Origin of the sequence: Psychrobium sp. MM17-31 (genome assembly GCF_022347785.1) — a bacterium.
Taxonomy (GTDB): Bacteria; Pseudomonadota; Gammaproteobacteria; order Enterobacterales; family Psychrobiaceae; genus Psychrobium.
The window spans coordinates 169,149-185,067 of sequence record NZ_JAKRGA010000003.1; the positions used below are offsets into that span (position 1 = coordinate 169,149).

The following is a 15,919-nucleotide window of genomic DNA, read 5'->3' on the forward strand; positions in this document are numbered from 1 at the left end:
ATGAACTAATTATTCTCGAGTTCAATAGAGAGAGAATCGGTGCGCAGATTGTGCATTACTTTCTCGGTAATATTGCCAAAGATTAATCCTTTAAGGCCGCTTTTACCTGTACTTCCCATAATGACTAATTCTGCTTTAAGCTCATTAGCGCAGTGGGGAATAGTGCGATCTGGTGCACCTGCAGTAATGTGAATATTAGCGTCAGCTAAACCGTGTTTTTCTAACAACGCTGTCACTTTTTGCTCACCTTCAACACGGTGTTTATTGGCGTATTCTTCCATGTCGATTATATCGAGTTCTTTTAAGATGTTTGGTACTGGAAGGCTATAGACTACATTCACTGTTGAACCGAACGTGTGTGCCCATTTCTTACTCCATTGCAAAATGGTGTCGTTTAACGCTTTGTGAGCATCGTCTTTTGCATCGGGGTTTATTGCTGACAAAATTGCGTGTTTGTTACGCCAATGCTGTTGGCTGGCGATTAACACAGGAACCTGCAATGTGCGAATTAACTCCCAATCACAAGGCGTGTGGAAGAAGGTTTCAGAGCGATGTCCTGCCTTAACCACTAAATCAAAATCATTATTTTCGCAGTGCGTGTTAACCCAACTTACAATGTCGTCGGTAACCACTACTTGGTTGATGATGTTTTCTTTGTGAGGGTAATCAGCAAAAATGCGGTCGATGGAAGCTTGGAGATTGTCTTTGGTGGCGGCGATATCGCTTGGGTTATTCTGATTACTGCCCGTTTTAACAAAACGTACCACTTCAATCTGCTCACCTAAAGGTGCCGCTATTTCATGTGCCTTGTTTAACGCACAATTTCCAGACTCGTTGATATCTGATAAAACCAAAATTGACTTCGCCATAATCTTCCTCGAACTTTCACGTTTTCATTAAGTTAGCGGCTAAATATTGCCCAGTCAAGACAAGTAGATCAAGATAAAGTAGTTGTAAAACTATGGGATTTAAGATAGGAAATTGGACATTAGTCGCAAAATTTTGCCTGAAACCTTTATTGTAAAAGAAATGTTGCGAAAGTAGATTAACTGTGAACTGGACCGTGCTAGCGTTTTAGCATGTGCTAACTGAAAAACTGTTTGCTGGTATTTTAGCCACTTATGGCGAATCTTTTGCGAAAAGATAGCGGGGTTAGTTGAAACAAGCAATTAAAATTACGCTGTAACGTGCGTGTCGTAATTCTCGTTTATCAAACTTTGCGATGCTGTCCTGAGCGCGCGCGATCTTTGATATTACTTTGAATATAATTTCGGTCAGTGGTTTCTGATGATGCATGGCCAAGTTCGTCGGCAAGATGTTTAAGTGGCCGGCTACCTGCATCTTCAGTAGCGCCCGTATGACGAAGCCAGTGTGTTGTCGCAGCCATTAAGTAATTTGCGTCATCTACAAAACCATCCTTTTTTAATGCTGCGATAGCTAGGTCAAAACTTTCTTCGACAATGCGTCGAATTTGACGTGCAGTAAGATTGCCCGCACCACGTAATTTATTGAGCATAGTCGTATCTTCATCAGGCGCGGGTAGGGAAGGCAGCCCACGTGACACACGATAACGTTTTAAATAGGGCATGTATGCCTCTGGCACAGTTACGTCTCTGACTTTATTACCTTTTCCGAATACTGTTAGATACCAAAATCCATCATCATCCACTGAAAAATCAGACATTTTTGGTGACCATTTCGCGTGTTCAGACAGCTCTGAAACGCGAAGATATAGGCTCTTTAATGTCGCAATAATAAACAGATTGCGCTCAAATTTTGGATTTTCATCCGCTGATTCTTTGGTGATGCCTAACACATATTCCCATTGCAGTTGATTAAGCGTGTCAGGCGTTTTTCGTTGAACTTGCTTAATTAAGTATGGACAAGATTTTTTAACGACAGGCACGTAATTTTTATCGCAAACATCTTCCATTTGCGCGTGTTGATAAAGAACGCTTAGCGCTGTGAAGGTCGCCACTAGCGATTCTTGCGAAGGACGGTAACTATCAACGGGTGCGGATTGTGACGGATTTCGTTTGGTAAGCGACTTTGCAAGTTTGGCCACAAACGGACGCCACTTAGGATTTGATTTTGCTAAACCATTTACGTCGATAAAGCGTTGTTGAACCGAAGTGCCAATCCAATCCTTATCAGGCTGATACACAAAATCGATATAGGCTTCGAGATCTTTGCGGGTTACATCGAAGATACTTTTAGCACGTGCTTGCCAACAATAAAGACACCAACGCTCAATTTCGTTTCGAAAACGCATATAAGTGCCATTTGATTTGCGTCCCATTAAATAGAGAAATTCCATCACAAAACAAAGCTCGTTTTCGATATCTAAAATAGTTGGTGATAGTGATTCCAAGAAATGAGCGAGATCTGGATAGCTATTATGAAGGTATCGATCTCTAACTAATGCTTGTTGCTGTTTAAGGTTATCAAAAGTATCGATAAGCGGCGTTGCTTGCATAAATGACAAAATACGTGGAACTGGATTGATGAAGGATTATATTTACCGAATTACCTAATGTCCAATACTTAAGAGTATTGGACATTAGAGAGGGTTAAGATAGTTGCGTAATTAAGGACTGCCTGTCGCACAAATCATATGTCTTATAATCTCACATTAATAGGATTTAACATAATATAGATTATGCGCACTATGATATTTTGAATTTCAAGGGGGCATTCTAGCTTCGTTTACCAAATGCGTTGCAGTTCTTTGTGCTACTCCGTGTTGAATACTGTCATTCGTTTAGTAAAAAATCTCTTACTAAGTCCGCATCATCACGCTTCCCTGTGTTTGTGGATATTAAATAAGCAACGCTACGTGAAATCTGATAAAAGTTACTAGACTTACCCTTGAATAATTTACGTAGCGTCGCCTTAATTTTGTACAGAATAAATTCTGAATTTAGAATTTACGTTCAGTTATTAATTGGTCATTTAATTTGCTGTCGCAATTTTTTCTTTATGTTTATCGGTTAAGAATTTAATTGCAGCATCTAACACTTCATCTTTACCGGCTTTGATGCCTTCGATGGTTCGACCAACTCTAATGTCAGGAATTATACCGATACGTTGTGTTGGTTTTCCGTCTGGATAGAAAACGCCTATACCAGAAAACGCTGTATTAATCGGTCCAGGTAAAAGAATGTGAGACATGTTGCCATCGCTTCCTTCAGTCGTTCGTCCGAAAACAGTTGCTTTTGGCGTGGCCCTTAATGCTAAAGCAGTATATTCAGGTAAGCTCTTAGAATTCTCGTTTACCAAAACCGCTATGGGGTTGTCGTAATGTTCATTACGCGGTTCAATGTAGTCCATAGTGAGATTAACTATCTCACCTGGGTTATCGATATTAAAAGTCGTTAATTTTGCTACAGGAGTTTTCTCTTTAATAAGCCAGCCACCTAGTTCATGCACTATAAACCTTGGGTAGTTCCGGAGGTCAACCACAATGCTATTGGTTTCATTGAACGCTGCTTTTATCGCTGGCATGTCATCGCCTTGGATTTTGCTGGGGTCTAAATAGCCTATGTTGTCAGATATAATTTTATACCCCACAGGTTGAGTTTTTGGTTGGCTAAACATACCACTCGTTTGCATATCATATAGGGGCACTATTTTATTGTCAGATTTTCCGCCACGACTATATGTAATTTTTAGTTGTTGATCGTCTGAGCGAAGAATTTCGTCCGCTATCCACGCCATCTTTCCGTGTTTCGTAGAGCTTGATGTTATCGATAGTTGTTTAGAAACAATGTCATGGATTGCGACATCATTTATAGCATGTATTTCGTCGCCGAGCGCTAATACAGGAGGCGTGTCAATATCGTTATCGTAAAATTTAGTAACGATTAAACGTTCATCAAGAAATTCTGTTTTGAACCTAGGAAAATTTACGCCTTTTGACCGGTGAAATACCACCATTCCCCCCATAAACGCATGGCCATCATCGAGGTCAGATATCAAGTTTGCAATGTGAGTTTGATAGTCTAATGGAACTGTTGATTCAAAGACTTTAGGAATGTACTCGCCAAGCACCCTGCTCCATTCTTTATCCGTTACATCTTTATGGGGAGAAAAATACTCGATCATATTCCAAAATCGGAAGAGTGTTAAAAGAGGATGGTTTTGATCAGGATTGCCTAGTGCTTTATAGCCGTTTTCGTTTGTAAATTTAGGATGCTCAGCACTACTTTTGACAATATAATGCTGGTCCCCCTGATGTCGGTTCTTATAGATGAATTGAATTCTACTACGAAGGCTCGTCGGTAATTCGGTTTGATAAATCCAGCGGTGGTCTGGTTTTAACACCGCGTTTTCACTTGTTGGCTTACATGTTTTACACAGTTCTACGGGGCCAAGCTCATCAATCCACTTAACCAAAAACTGATTACGCGCATCAATTGAATTTAATGCCAAATAGCTTGGTAGTCGCTCAATAAGCTCTTTATCCCAATCGTATTTACCAGTAGCAACCGCAGGATGGTGATATTTTAAGAATCCCCAGACTCTGCCAAGGAGTTCTAGGTTTTGTTTTTGTAAATCAGTAAGTGGTGCTAATTGTTGCTTGGATTGGCTGGCTGTTTGAGTATTTGTTGGTGCGCCTGTTGTTGGAGTTGTGTTCGCGCTAATTGAAGTTGTAGCTAAACTTAGCGCGATTGCGCTAAAAATTGGTGCTAGTTTCATGAAAAGTTCCATTTTTACTATAAATTGTTGAAGTATTTATAGTTATTCAATAGAACTTTGTCAATTGTTAACTCATTTTCTGATTTGCCAGCGGTGACTTTATCCAAAGATAAAGTAAATAAAATAATCCGAATGGTTGAAAGATTGACAGTACAAATCCAATGACTCCTACTGAAGTAGCAGAGTCAGATTTTGATTGTCCTTCGCGGTAACACAATACTCCAATCAATACGGCAAACGCCATATAAACTTGCCCATAAATAGTAAGTTCAATATTCATAAATATCCTTAGTAATGAATAAGATTGCTCGCAGTATGATGCCGACAGTACATAAATGCAAATAATTCTTAATATGATATGGGCGCGGTATATTAGAGTATTGGCTACAGCTCTAACTTAATCGCTTCAACGATTTTATCTGGATGCTTAAGATAATGAGAATGATCTAGTAATACCGCATTATCCCCCATAGCCAATAACATAATTGGGAAAGAGCGCATGCCAATCAATTCTTGAATTTCATTAACATCTTCGACGATCTGCATTGCATCGGCACTTAGCTTATCTTTGAAAATTTTACCTGGTGGTGACAGTTTTAACGATTCAAGCGTTGCAGTTAACTCTGCTTTATTAGCAAGAGACTTATTATGTTGAAAGTGTTCTTCCATCAGCGCGCTCAACACGGCTAAAGCTTGCTTCGGCTGCTTGTTAACTAGCCATGCCATAGTGTTTGCCATGAGAGTCGCATCTTTTGACTGACTGACTTGCGCTGAATATTCAGCGCCAAAGCTGATATTAGAATCTGCAATAACGGTTTTAAGTTGCGCTTTTGCAGGACCATCACTGCCGTTGTAATGGGCAGCGTGCATGAAATGAATATCAATGGCTAAATCAGAATTAGCGATAGCTTTGATTAAAGGTAAGCAAGCATAACTCCATGGGCAATGGGAGTCATAAACGAAATAAAGTTGTGAGTTCATGCGGATTCTTCTAAACAGATAATATGACGTGATCTTATGGGGTTTAGCGCCCTATTTCAATTGCTTAATCAATGTTGGCAGCGTTATTTGCGAGGAATTTGTCATTATGTCTCAATGTCAGTATTAATCTGCATCTGTTTATGCTAATTTGCGCAAAATTTTTCAAAAGGCCCTAATTATGATCAACAACTTGGTATTACGCCGCCTGCGCTATGCTTTGAATCTTCGTGAAGCCACGATGGTAGACATCTTTAAACTCGCCAAAGCCAATGTTAAAGCAAACACTATTAGCGGCTTACTTAAACGCGAAAAGCAAGACGGTTATATCGAGTGTTCTGATGTTGTACTAGAGCAATTTTTAGATGGTTTGATCATTAAAAACCGTGGTCCTGCTGACCCAAGTAAAGCGCCTGCTCCGACCAAGGTTCGCATCAACAACAATATCATTCTTAAGAAAATCCGTGTTGCGCTTGAGCTTCGTGAAGAAAACCTGCTAGAGATCATGCAGATTGCCGATTTTAAATTTTCAAAATCTGAAATGAGCGCATTTTTCCGTAAGCCAGGCTCAAGACAATACAAGCCTTGCGGCGATCAAATGCTGCGTAATTTCTTAATTGGTTTATGTGAGAAGTATCGTCCTGCGGAACAGGATAAAGCAACTAAATAAGTTTCATAATACAGTGGAAACAAAAAAGCCAATCAGTTGATTGGCTTTTTATTTGAATGACCGACGCAAATTCTAGATTTAAGTTCGTTGAGTCGAAGCCTCTTTACCTTCTTTAAACAAGGTTTCAGTCACGTGATCACCAAAACCTGCCCCTGCTTCTAAATAGAAGTTGTAGGTGGTTTGCACACCGAGCTCTTCGAGTTCGCGTTGCTGATCGGGATAATTCGCTATTGCCGATACTTGACCATCAAAATTTGCGGCTTTTAACTGTTCAAGCGCGGTTAAATTCTGAATGTGTTTTGGCATTGCCAACATAACCATTTCTACTTGCGAATGATTAACCCGAGTCCAGAAATCTGGGTCGGTTGCATCCGCCATAATCACATGGCGACCGCGCTCTTGATGACGACGTACAGCGTCAGGATTAATATCAACACCAGCAACAGACGTAGGATAACGCTGGGCGATGGTTTCATAAGCACCGGCACCGATACGCCCCATTCCGAAAATCAAAATCTTGGCTTGGAACAGTGACATTGGTTGCTCAACTTCTAATCTCACCGGACGCTCGTATTTGAGCAAGAATTTTTCTATTTTTACGTACAATTCATTGGAATGGGTATTGATTGGCGAAGCAATAATAAAAGTTAACGACACAGCGATGGCCATCACTGCCAACCACTCGCCCGAAATCCAACCTGATGTAGCAGCTAGCGCACAAACAATTAAACCGAATTCACTAAAGTTAGATAATGTGAATGAGTTAAGCAGTGAAGTACGTGCACGTAATCTAAATACGTTAGTTAACACATAATACAGAGCGACCTTTAGTGGCAGCACCAACACAATCAACAGTGCGGCGATGCCAGCTTCCATCGAAATATGTGCGTTAAGGCCGATAGTTAAAAAGAAGCCTACCAACATTAAGTCTTTAAAATTGAGTAAGGATTTAGCTAACTCACTGGCTTTTTTATGCGACGCGAACATCATACCGATAATTAGTGCGCCTAAATCCCCTTTCAAGCCCGCGAACTCAAACGCTTGGTAGCCGACTAATAATGCGAAGAAGAACCCGAATAATGGTAGTAACTCACCATGCTCAGATTTATTGAGGACTTTGTATAGCAATGGACGTAGTAGCGGCAGACCAATCAACAAACCAAGAGCCCATATATTTGGGGCCTTACCTGTGCTTATTGCTAAGAACAGTACTGCAAACACATCCTGCATAACGAGAATGCCGATAGATAACTTACCGTGAATACTCGACATTTCACCACGTTGTTCCAACACTTTAACGGCGAATACAGTACTAGAGAAACTGAGAGCAAAACCTATTAGTAATGCGGTTTCGAAGGTTAAATCGGTAAACATTGGCAAACCGAACGCACCAAACGCCAACATAACAGCAGAAAACATCAAACTAGTAAGTATTAAATGGATGGAGGATGGTCCCCACACGTAGGCCTTTGTTAGACTTTTAACTTTGAGTTTTAAACCGATTGAAAATAACAGCAGCGTCACACCAAGTGCAGCAATTTGTTCTAAAAGCGGGGTTGACTGATAACCTGCTCCATTGAGGATGAAGCCTGCGGCAAGAAAGCCAATAAGCGGAGGTAACCGCAATTGAAGAATGATAAATCCACAAACAAAAGCAATAGAAAAATAGAGTAATTCCATAATATTAGGGAAAACCAACACGATTAATTAGTGCTGAAAGTCTATCACCTAAAAGTGATCTTCCCAACGCTTTTGTGTCATTTTATGTCGAACATTAGCAGTGCCAATAATAGCCTTCGTTAGTCAGCCGAAATTGACAGCTCATCGAGCAGCGCATCTATTTTATCAAGGCTGTTGTCATCGAACATAATGCCCACCAAAATGTGTCCATTCTCAACGCGGTGATTCTTAACATGTGCGTCAACTAACAATGGCTCGTCATAACCGACAAGACTAATGGCAATGTGAATAGGACATTTCTTAACACCGGTATTGCTGCCTTGTTGCTTGAAGGAAAACTGACAACCACGTGGTGATATATCGACAATGTAACCGCCAATACAGTTACCTGAAAGTTTTCCATCGCTAATGCTTTGTGAAATTTGTGCCGGCAAATGTGTTTTTTCGCGCTGATGGGTACGCAACTGACGATTCTCAATTTTCGATGGATAATTTAAGAAAATCAGACGATCTGGCACTGTCGAAATATGTTGTATGGTGGTTGAAAACGCAACACACTCGCCGCGCATTCCCTCAACGATGTAACGCACGATAGCACCATTACCCTGCAGCATGACGTCTTTGTAGTCATTGGCATTGAGTTTACTTGGAAATTTAACCAATAAGTAACGACCGATGTCTAAACCAATTACTGTTGGCTTGATTCGAGGTCCGTTTAAGCCCCCTAATTGTAAATCAATCGTTTGGCCCGGGTTAAGATGAGTCATAAACTCATTGACATTAAGATCTTGTGGCTGCATTTACTTCTTATTATTTTTTTATCGTGGTTCGGTAACTTTAGCGCAAAAAAAAGCGGACAATGATTTTGCATCGTCCACTTTATTAAATCAACCGAATCAAACAACTATTTGAAATCGATTAACTCGATATCGAAAATTAACGTAGAGCCTGGTTTAATTTTACCAGCAGCACGATTGCCGTACGCGAGGTGCGCTGGGATAAAGAAGCGTGTTTTATCGCCCTTTACCATCAGCTGAACGCCTTCCGTCCAACCTGGAATCACTTGATTCAAACCAAATGAAATGGTTTTACCACGCTCAACAGAGCTATCAAACACTGTGCCGTCAAGTAGCGTACCGTGATAATGAACGGTGACATTACTTCTAGCCGTTGGGTGTTCTTCGCCCTCACCTTTTTCTAGCACGAGATATTGCAAACCTGATGGTGTTGTTTGCACACCGTCTTGACCTTTATTACCCGCCAAAAACGCATTGCCTTCTGCAATGTTAACCGCAGCCGCTTTTTTAGCTTGATCGCTACGGTAAAAAAACCATACAACAGCAATAACTAAAAGACTAAATATAACAAACTTAGACATCATGATTTCCTTGGAAAGTTAACTGGCGACACCATACGTCAAAACAAAGAAATGTGCTAGTTTTTCATCCATTTGCGTATTTGAACTGCAAAGTCGATCATTAATTAGTTATCATGAATATGGTTAAGCAACGAGTGATTAAAAGATGAAGAAACTAGCGCTAATAATAACAACCTGTTTACTCACTGGCTGTTACAGTAACTGGCCATCCTTAGACAAGGCCAGTAAAGCGATTAAATGTGATATGGATGTTGCGGCGCTTTCTAAACTGGCGAAACGCTATCAAGCACAGGGTACCTTTGACGAGATTTCAAATAGTTTCGCAATTACCAAACACGATGACGCTATTGCAGTAGCCTTCAACCACAAAGCGCAAATCATGACAATTGCTAACACTAAATCAGAGATTTCCCTTGGCGGGTTAATGCGCCGCCAAGGTGATGTGGTGATTGTTAAGCGCTGTATTAAACAATAAGCAGTCTATTGATTAACAATATCAGCAAGGTCTTGCGCAATTGACGCCTTTGGTCGTTCGATAATGCGGCCAATCTCCACGCCTTCTGAAAACACAATAAAGGTTGGCGTGTATTTTAAGTCATATTTTTCATCAGCCGTTTTCTTGTAATCAACGCCAATGAGCTTAGTGGTTATGTTCTTGTTGCCAGCGTCAGCAAGTAACTTTAAGTAGCGCGGCACTTCACGAGCACTGTCGTGACACCAAGTTCCAAATAACACATGAATATCTAGCGGCCTGTCGATATTCTTAATTAGCGCAACGTCCGCTTCTGCGACATCGTAACTCTCGTGCTCAGCCTTAAAATCGTCATAGTTTGTCACCAGTTTTACGCCAGTGATTTCCCCGGTAAATGGTTTGTTGTCACTAGCACAGGCTGTGGCTGAAAACAGGAAGGCGCTAAGTACAATTGTTGTTATTTTTCTCATAGTAAAATTTACGCTTTTAAACTTTTAATCGATTGTTATTGTCACGTGAAGCACGAATAAGATCGTCGCCTTGTGCTAATGGCCCAAGTTTGGCCATGCGATCGTAAAGCACCACATTAACGGTGGCTGCTAGGTTCATGCACCCCACGGTTGGAATATAGATGACGTGCTTACACCAAGCAACCACTTCTTTATCCAGTGACTTATCTTCAGGACCGAAAATATAATAGGCATTTTCTGGGTGCTCAAAATCGACTAATGATGTAGCGCCTTCAACAAGCTCAATAGCAACAGGCACTGCGCCTTGTGGAATGGACGATTGAAAACTCCCAACCGATTGCAACGGAATTCTCCGAATTACGTTTTTAGTATCAGTATGAAGTTTCTGACCGCGACTCATTGCCGCGTCAAATCGTTTACCGGTATAAAATACGCCATTGGCGTTATAACATCCGGCAGCACGCATGACACTGCCGACATTATCTGGACTCTTTGGATTAGTTAGACCGATATAGGCTCTGCGTATATCGTCTTTATTTGATTCTGATTGGCTCATGGAAACGCCCGCACATTAAAATTGTGCGTCAGTTTACAGGAACTTCTCAGCAAATAAATTATAAAAAGTTGGTCTGTGACAAAATTGGCATTGGGCAGCTGATCACAGTGACATTCTCATAACCAACGCGAGTTAGTTGTTCTGCTGCGAAAATCGCTCTTACACCGCTTGCGCAATGCAAATAGATTGGGCGTTGGGGATCTTTTTCTAACTCAAGCATCTTCATTTCTAACAAGCCACGTGGAATGTTAATGCTGCCAGCAGCGACTATTTGTTCTCGCTCGGCAGGTTCACGAACATCAACTAACATTCCTTTATTGTCTGTCATTTCTTTCGCAGCCGAGTCTGCGGTAATAATGCGAGTGTTTAGTTTAATCTGGGCAACGATATCTGGAATAGTGCTTAACATGTCTATAAACTCCGTTATTCAAATGACTTCAGCATATAGATTAAATCTATATTAGCAAGTGCTAATGCAGTTGGTTATACTGAGTCAAGCAAGTTCAATCTAATAGAGATTTACCATGTCACCAGAATTAATGGCAGAGAAAGCAACCGTTGTCGAAGGCTTATTGAAAATGATGGCCAATCGAAACCGTCTTATGATTTTGTGTAGCCTACTTGAACAAGAGCGCAGCGTTAGCGAGCTCAATGAAATTGTGCCACTGTCGCAATCAGCATTATCACAACACCTAAGCGCCCTACGCCAAGCTGAATTAGTCTCAACCAGACGCCAAGCGCAAACTATATACTACTCGGTGGCAAGCGATAACGTGCGCGCCGTATTAGACACCCTCTATCAGCGTTTTTGCCAAGAGTAAGCCCAATAAATCTTATGCAAAAATCTATTTTAATAACTGGTTGCTCAACCGGCATCGGTTTAAACGCCGCGCTAACACTTCAAAAGCGCGGCTATCGGGTGTTCGCTACCGTGCGCAATCCAAACGACATCGAAAGATTACAAAACCTAGGACTAGACTGTTATCACTTAGATGTCACCGATAACGACTCTATTGAACAAACACTCGCTGCAATTTTTGAACAGACTAATCGCCAGTTAGATTTTTTGTTTAACAACGGTGCTTACGGTCAGCCGGGCGCGATAGAAGATCTGCCGACAGCAGCGCTGCGCGAGCAATTTGAAACCAATCTATTTGGGTGGCACGAACTCACAAAACGTATTATTCCCGTCATGCGCACACAGGGGCATGGTCGTATTATTCAATGTAGCTCAGTATTGGGATTTGTATCGCTTAAATATCGCGGTGCTTATAATGCCTCTAAATACGCGCTAGAAGGTTTGACCGATACCATGCGTTTGGAGTTAAAAGACGCCAATATTCAAGTGTCATTAATTCAACCGGGACCCATTGATACAAAATTTCGTGCCAATGCGTTAACAGCGTTCAATAAGCATATTGATATCGAGCCAAGCGCTTATAAAGATGATTACTTAGTGCAGATTGAACGACTATCTTCGAAGAATCCTGGTGGGGCAATGACGCTTCCTTCTTCTGCAGTAACCAAAGCTTTGATTCACGCGTTAGAAGCCAAGCGTGCGAAAGTGCGTTACCGCGTAACTACGCCAACAAAAATGTTTTCGCTGTTAAAAAGGCTATTACCAAGCTGTTGGTTAGATAAGCTCTTGGCGAAAGGATAGCTTTGCATTTTTAGTGCTTAGTTCTGATATGATCGAAATAAAATAATAATAATCTATGAATAGCCGATTTTTTTTTGCTAGACTCAAAGCAAGTGCTCGATGAGGGTTAATAGTGAAAAGATCGTATTTATTTATTCTCCTTCTGTTAGGCATTACTGTTATTTTATTGCCACTGACTAAATACCTTAGTGACAAGCACCTCAAAGAGATTATTTATAATCAAAATCAACTAAGCGCCGCTATTGTTTCCGATTTACTCAATAAAGCGAGACAAAATTATAGCCATGACGCTTTAAAGAAATTTCAGCAGCTAAAACCCGATGTTTTGTCAGGGCACGACTATCATCAACGCGACAATATGGTCCCAAATCCCGCAACTTTTGCGATAGAGCTTGCGGATACTATTACTGCCGATAAAGAGAATATTCGTATTTGGATGTACTCTAACTATCCATTTCCTTGGCGAGAAAAAACCGCGGTGCCCAAAAATGAAATTGAGCGAGAAGCACTCGATTTTTTAACCAAAAATCCGCAACAAATATTCATCCACTCCAAGGGCCAAGAATTCTTTTATGCCTCGCCAATTGCCATGAGCGACGATACTTGTGTCGATTGCCACAACAATCATCCCTACAGCCAAAAAACCGACTGGGAGATTGGTGATGTCAGGGCTATTCTGGCGGTTAACATTAACAATAAAAAGCAGATGGCAAGCGAAAGCTTCTCTACTATTAGCTATATTCTCTATTTTCTGTTGTTAGTTTGCTGCGGCACGATTATCTATTTGCTAAGCAGTTTAAACAAGCTCAAACTCACGACAGAAACAGCAAATCGTGACAAATTGACGGGTTTGTACAATCGAAATTACGTCAGTCGCTATCTAATGCCAAAGTTTTATCGCGCTAAGAACGAAAAAGGACAATACCATCTTGCCCTGCTCCTTATAGATATCGACCACTTCAAAGCGGTGAATGATCAATACGGTCACAATATTGGTGATCAGTGTCTTGTCGAGGTAACAACAATCATTCAACAGCAATTACGCGATTCCGATATCGCGGTGCGCTGGGGCGGCGAAGAGTTTTTGATCTTTATTCCAAACATTTCGCAAAAGAGCCTTGAAGAGGTCTCACAGCGAGTAAGAAAGGCTGTAAATGCACAAAAAGTTTCTGAGAAAGAACTTTTTACAACAGTGAGTATAGGTGCCTGTTTTGTTGAAAGCTCTCATAAGCCGGAGTTTGCGATGGTCGTCAAATGTGCAGATAAAGCCTTATATCAAGCCAAAGCCGCTGGCAGAGACAAAGTAGTAATTAGCGAACTGAATTAGAACGCTAGTCAAAATAATCTAGTCTACTCTATTTGTTTCCGACTTTCCTAGCTCATAGGCCTTGGATAACGCAGCGCTGAACACCGAAATAAATGAACCGATAATCACACTGCTGATAACTGAGATTGGAAGCTCACCAAGCAAGGCTTCGAGTATGAGAATACTCGTTACCATAACGGCCAAACCTAAGACGGAAGTTTTAATTTGCAAAATAGTAAGCTTATTCATGTAATTCCTTTTACTTAAAGAAAAGTTTGATGTGTTTTAAGCAATGTTGCTTGGTTATTAATTTGAAAGAATGGTACCTGTTTATTAAAACCGAATAAAGTTATAATTTTCAGTAGTCTAGCGGTTGACCATTGACTCCGTTGTGAAAGCTAATTGAACTGCCACTGCGACGCATGTATACTGTATACAATCTTGTTTAAAGAAAGAGAAAATACAATGGAAACAACAACTACGACAGATTGGCGCTACACGGTTATGCCAGCTGTATTTACATGGCTGAAAGAAACAGACAACGGTTTAGAAATCGATCTTCCAGCGACACAAAAGTATGCGGCAGACATTTTACGTGTTCAAGGCAAAGGCGGCACTCGCATGGGCGGCCTAGTCGGCTCTGGTACGCTTGGCGAAAACAGCTACCTAACTGTAGAACAACGTCTTTCTTTACTTAAAGCACTTTCAGAAGTTGCTAAAGAATTCAATGTACCGTTAGTTAGCGGCGCTACAGCTGAAACCAAAGAAGAGCTAGCAACAATCGTTAAAGAACTTGCTGCTGTTGGCGTTGACACTGTAATGGTTATGCCACCGAAAACACAAGCGACTCCAACTGACGAAGAAATGTATGACTACTATGCCCTTTCTACTGCTGCTGCACGCGAAGCTGGCATTAACATCATGCCATACAACAATCCAGATGCAGCCGGTTACCACGCGCTTTCAACTGAGCTTCTACGAAAATTAGCAGAGCTTCCAGAAGTAACAGCGCTAAAAATCTCTACCTCTGATGTATCGGTTATCGAAACACTAACCTTAGAAAACGAAGAGTTAAAAGTGTTAGCAGGTGTTGATACGGTAACTATTCACGCCGGCCTAGCTGGTGCATGTGGTGGTATCACAGGTGTTGGTTGTATTTTCCCGAAAGCTAGCGTAACCATGCAAGAATACGTGAATGCTGGTAACTGGGCAGAGGCAAACAAAATCTCTCGCGCCATGAATTCAATCTCGTACCTTGACGCACAGCCGCTATTGCTTGAATACCTTAAGTTTGCGTTTGGTGTTCACCACGACGACGCTGTTGGCGGTCTTCGTACACTCGGTAAAAAATTAACTGATGAGCAAATTGAAGATGTTCGCGCAAGATACGCCCTTGCAAAAGAACGCCTTGCTGCGATTGATTTGTTAGATTAATCGGCATCGATTTTACGAGATTTAAAAGCCCCGTTCATTCGGGGCTTTTTATTTCCAAAATAAAGCGACCTATTATATGAATCTGAGTAGCTTGACTAAGGAGAAAAATAAAACGCTGATATTATCTTGGGTCTATTATTAGTAATAAGTAAAAAGGCCAGATCTTTTGTAGTAAATAAATAACCAAGAGATGAAAAATGCTATGACAACATACAAATCCTCGAAGCGTCATGTTCACGTCAAACAACTGTTAAGTAAGATGGACCCTGAAATTGCTGCGAGTTTTACTTATAAACAGCGTAAAGCCTTACAAAAATCGATAAGTACCCGCGACTTTGGTAATCACACAATCGATTTGCGACCCACCTTAGCGCTGCCGCTTTTGCCTTGGAGTTTCTATATCGTTTTTCTCGGCGGAATCAATAAACGTAGTTTAACGCCTACTGAGCGTTTTAGTGCCGCCTTAGTTTTTATTGCCGCAATTTTTGTGGTTGGAGCGATTATTCTAGGACTGATTTTTGTAATTCTATACCTATTAAAATCATGGCTAGGTATCGATATATTCCCCAATGAATCGATGGGGATTTGGGATGAATTTAAACAGCTTTGGTGAATCT

Annotated in this window: 19 protein-coding genes; 7 read left to right on the top strand and 12 right to left on the bottom strand. The window is 41.0% G+C overall.

The features are described 5' to 3' along the window. Positions 1 to 5: 5 nt before the first annotated feature. The 5 genes from MHM98_RS09655 to MHM98_RS09675 form a co-directional block, all read right to left on the bottom strand. Positions 6 to 869 (bottom strand): universal stress protein, encoded by an 864-nt coding sequence (locus MHM98_RS09655; protein WP_239439064.1) that lies wholly within the window; start codon positions 867 to 869, stop codon positions 6 to 8. Positions 870 to 1,210: 341 nt separating this feature from the next. Further along, complete coding sequence (locus tag MHM98_RS09660) at positions 1,211 to 2,476, bottom strand: site-specific integrase (RefSeq protein ID WP_239439065.1); 1,266 nt, start codon at positions 2,474 to 2,476, stop codon at positions 1,211 to 1,213. Positions 2,477 to 2,952: 476 nt separating this feature from the next. Beyond that, positions 2,953 to 4,698 carry a S41 family peptidase gene (locus MHM98_RS09665; protein WP_239439066.1) on the bottom strand — a complete coding sequence of 582 codons (1,746 nt, stop codon included), beginning with the start codon at positions 4,696 to 4,698 and terminating at the stop codon, positions 2,953 to 2,955. Between the two features lie 67 nt (positions 4,699 to 4,765). Further along, entirely contained in the window at positions 4,766 to 4,978 is a 213-nt protein-coding gene (locus MHM98_RS09670) for a hypothetical protein (protein ID WP_239439067.1), read from the bottom strand. A gap of 104 nt (positions 4,979 to 5,082) precedes the next feature. Next, on the bottom strand, positions 5,083 to 5,679 hold the full coding sequence (locus tag MHM98_RS09675; protein WP_239439068.1) for a protein-disulfide isomerase: 597 nt from the start codon (positions 5,677 to 5,679) through the stop codon (positions 5,083 to 5,085). A 178-nt stretch (positions 5,680 to 5,857) separates the two neighbouring features. Between MHM98_RS09675 and MHM98_RS09680 the strand changes: the two genes are divergently transcribed. Further along, on the top strand, positions 5,858 to 6,346 hold the full coding sequence (locus MHM98_RS09680) for a DUF1456 family protein (protein ID WP_239439069.1): 489 nt from the start codon (positions 5,858 to 5,860) through the stop codon (positions 6,344 to 6,346). Positions 6,347 to 6,424: 78 nt separating this feature from the next. Here MHM98_RS09680 and MHM98_RS09685 read toward each other — a convergent pair whose 3' ends face one another. The 3 genes from MHM98_RS09685 to MHM98_RS09695 form a co-directional block, all read right to left on the bottom strand. After that, positions 6,425 to 8,026 carry a cation:proton antiporter family protein gene (locus tag MHM98_RS09685; protein WP_239439070.1) on the bottom strand — a complete coding sequence of 534 codons (1,602 nt, stop codon included), beginning with the start codon at positions 8,024 to 8,026 and terminating at the stop codon, positions 6,425 to 6,427. A 119-nt stretch (positions 8,027 to 8,145) separates the two neighbouring features. Next, positions 8,146 to 8,826, bottom strand: a complete 681-nt coding sequence (locus tag MHM98_RS09690; protein ID WP_239439071.1) for a flagellar brake protein — start codon at positions 8,824 to 8,826, stop codon at positions 8,146 to 8,148. A 104-nt stretch (positions 8,827 to 8,930) separates the two neighbouring features. Then, positions 8,931 to 9,404, bottom strand: coding sequence for an FKBP-type peptidyl-prolyl cis-trans isomerase (locus tag MHM98_RS09695; protein WP_239439072.1), 474 nt, complete (start codon positions 9,402 to 9,404; stop codon positions 8,931 to 8,933). Positions 9,405 to 9,549: 145 nt separating this feature from the next. On the opposite strand from MHM98_RS09695, the gene MHM98_RS09700 reads away from it, so the two are divergent. Next, positions 9,550 to 9,879 (top strand): hypothetical protein, encoded by a 330-nt coding sequence (locus MHM98_RS09700; protein ID WP_239439073.1) that lies wholly within the window; start codon positions 9,550 to 9,552, stop codon positions 9,877 to 9,879. Between the two features lie 5 nt (positions 9,880 to 9,884). On the opposite strand, the gene MHM98_RS09705 is transcribed toward MHM98_RS09700, so the two are convergent. From MHM98_RS09705 to MHM98_RS09715, 3 genes are read right to left on the bottom strand one after another with little or no spacing between them, the layout of a single operon-like run. Then, positions 9,885 to 10,346: a thioredoxin family protein gene (locus tag MHM98_RS09705; protein ID WP_239439074.1), complete on the bottom strand. Its 462-nt coding sequence runs from the start codon at positions 10,344 to 10,346 to the stop codon at positions 9,885 to 9,887. 16 nt (positions 10,347 to 10,362) lie between these two features. After that, entirely contained in the window at positions 10,363 to 10,902 is a 540-nt protein-coding gene (locus MHM98_RS09710) for an RNA methyltransferase (RefSeq protein WP_239439075.1), read from the bottom strand. Between the two features lie 58 nt (positions 10,903 to 10,960). Then, on the bottom strand, positions 10,961 to 11,311 hold the full coding sequence (locus tag MHM98_RS09715) for a rhodanese-like domain-containing protein (protein WP_239439076.1): 351 nt from the start codon (positions 11,309 to 11,311) through the stop codon (positions 10,961 to 10,963). A gap of 115 nt (positions 11,312 to 11,426) precedes the next feature. On the opposite strand from MHM98_RS09715, the gene MHM98_RS09720 reads away from it, so the two are divergent. The 3 genes from MHM98_RS09720 (at position 11,427) to MHM98_RS09730 (ending at position 13,889) form a co-directional block, all read left to right on the top strand. Further along, positions 11,427 to 11,723 (top strand): metalloregulator ArsR/SmtB family transcription factor, encoded by a 297-nt coding sequence (locus MHM98_RS09720; protein ID WP_239439077.1) that lies wholly within the window; start codon positions 11,427 to 11,429, stop codon positions 11,721 to 11,723. Between the two features lie 14 nt (positions 11,724 to 11,737). Further along, positions 11,738 to 12,562 (top strand): SDR family oxidoreductase, encoded by an 825-nt coding sequence (locus tag MHM98_RS09725; protein WP_239439078.1) that lies wholly within the window; start codon positions 11,738 to 11,740, stop codon positions 12,560 to 12,562. 112 nt (positions 12,563 to 12,674) lie between these two features. Further along, complete coding sequence (locus MHM98_RS09730) at positions 12,675 to 13,889, top strand: diguanylate cyclase (RefSeq protein WP_239439079.1); 1,215 nt, start codon at positions 12,675 to 12,677, stop codon at positions 13,887 to 13,889. 18 nt (positions 13,890 to 13,907) lie between these two features. Here MHM98_RS09730 and MHM98_RS09735 read toward each other — a convergent pair whose 3' ends face one another. Beyond that, positions 13,908 to 14,117 carry a hypothetical protein gene (locus MHM98_RS09735; RefSeq protein ID WP_239439080.1) on the bottom strand — a complete coding sequence of 70 codons (210 nt, stop codon included), beginning with the start codon at positions 14,115 to 14,117 and terminating at the stop codon, positions 13,908 to 13,910. Positions 14,118 to 14,333: 216 nt separating this feature from the next. On the opposite strand from MHM98_RS09735, the gene MHM98_RS09740 reads away from it, so the two are divergent. Together MHM98_RS09740 and MHM98_RS09745 are read left to right on the top strand one after the other, a co-directional pair. Then, entirely contained in the window at positions 14,334 to 15,302 is a 969-nt protein-coding gene (locus MHM98_RS09740) for a dihydrodipicolinate synthase family protein (RefSeq protein ID WP_239439081.1), read from the top strand. 202 nt (positions 15,303 to 15,504) lie between these two features. Continuing rightward, positions 15,505 to 15,915, top strand: a complete 411-nt coding sequence (locus tag MHM98_RS09745) for a hypothetical protein (protein WP_239439082.1) — start codon at positions 15,505 to 15,507, stop codon at positions 15,913 to 15,915. Positions 15,916 to 15,919 lie beyond the last annotated feature (4 nt).

What these genes read in the sequence shown, in the direction of transcription:
- MHM98_RS09670 (WP_239439067.1), bottom strand. Translation starts at nt 4,978, where the DNA reads ATGAATATTGAACTTACTATTTATGGGCAAGTTTATATGGCGTTTGCC.
- MHM98_RS09710 (WP_239439075.1), bottom strand. Translation starts at nt 10,902, where the DNA reads ATGAGCCAATCAGAATCAAATAAAGACGATATACGCAGAGCCTATATC.
- MHM98_RS09660 (WP_239439065.1), bottom strand. Translation starts at nt 2,476, where the DNA reads ATGCAAGCAACGCCGCTTATCGATACTTTTGATAACCTTAAACAGCAA.
- MHM98_RS09700 (WP_239439073.1), top strand. Translation starts at nt 9,550, where the DNA reads ATGAAGAAACTAGCGCTAATAATAACAACCTGTTTACTCACTGGCTGT.
- MHM98_RS09680 (WP_239439069.1), top strand. Translation starts at nt 5,858, where the DNA reads ATGATCAACAACTTGGTATTACGCCGCCTGCGCTATGCTTTGAATCTT.
- MHM98_RS09715 (WP_239439076.1), bottom strand. Translation starts at nt 11,311, where the DNA reads ATGTTAAGCACTATTCCAGATATCGTTGCCCAGATTAAACTAAACACT.
- MHM98_RS09675 (WP_239439068.1), bottom strand. Translation starts at nt 5,679, where the DNA reads ATGAACTCACAACTTTATTTCGTTTATGACTCCCATTGCCCATGGAGT.
- MHM98_RS09720 (WP_239439077.1), top strand. Translation starts at nt 11,427, where the DNA reads ATGTCACCAGAATTAATGGCAGAGAAAGCAACCGTTGTCGAAGGCTTA.
- MHM98_RS09665 (WP_239439066.1), bottom strand. Translation starts at nt 4,698, where the DNA reads ATGAAACTAGCACCAATTTTTAGCGCAATCGCGCTAAGTTTAGCTACA.
- MHM98_RS09740 (WP_239439081.1), top strand. Translation starts at nt 14,334, where the DNA reads ATGGAAACAACAACTACGACAGATTGGCGCTACACGGTTATGCCAGCT.
- MHM98_RS09695 (WP_239439072.1), bottom strand. Translation starts at nt 9,404, where the DNA reads ATGTCTAAGTTTGTTATATTTAGTCTTTTAGTTATTGCTGTTGTATGG.
- MHM98_RS09655 (WP_239439064.1), bottom strand. Translation starts at nt 869, where the DNA reads ATGGCGAAGTCAATTTTGGTTTTATCAGATATCAACGAGTCTGGAAAT.
- MHM98_RS09725 (WP_239439078.1), top strand. Translation starts at nt 11,738, where the DNA reads ATGCAAAAATCTATTTTAATAACTGGTTGCTCAACCGGCATCGGTTTA.
- MHM98_RS09690 (WP_239439071.1), bottom strand. Translation starts at nt 8,826, where the DNA reads ATGCAGCCACAAGATCTTAATGTCAATGAGTTTATGACTCATCTTAAC.
- MHM98_RS09685 (WP_239439070.1), bottom strand. Translation starts at nt 8,026, where the DNA reads ATGGAATTACTCTATTTTTCTATTGCTTTTGTTTGTGGATTTATCATT.
- MHM98_RS09745 (WP_239439082.1), top strand. Translation starts at nt 15,505, where the DNA reads ATGACAACATACAAATCCTCGAAGCGTCATGTTCACGTCAAACAACTG.
- MHM98_RS09735 (WP_239439080.1), bottom strand. Translation starts at nt 14,117, where the DNA reads ATGAATAAGCTTACTATTTTGCAAATTAAAACTTCCGTCTTAGGTTTG.
- MHM98_RS09705 (WP_239439074.1), bottom strand. Translation starts at nt 10,346, where the DNA reads ATGAGAAAAATAACAACAATTGTACTTAGCGCCTTCCTGTTTTCAGCC.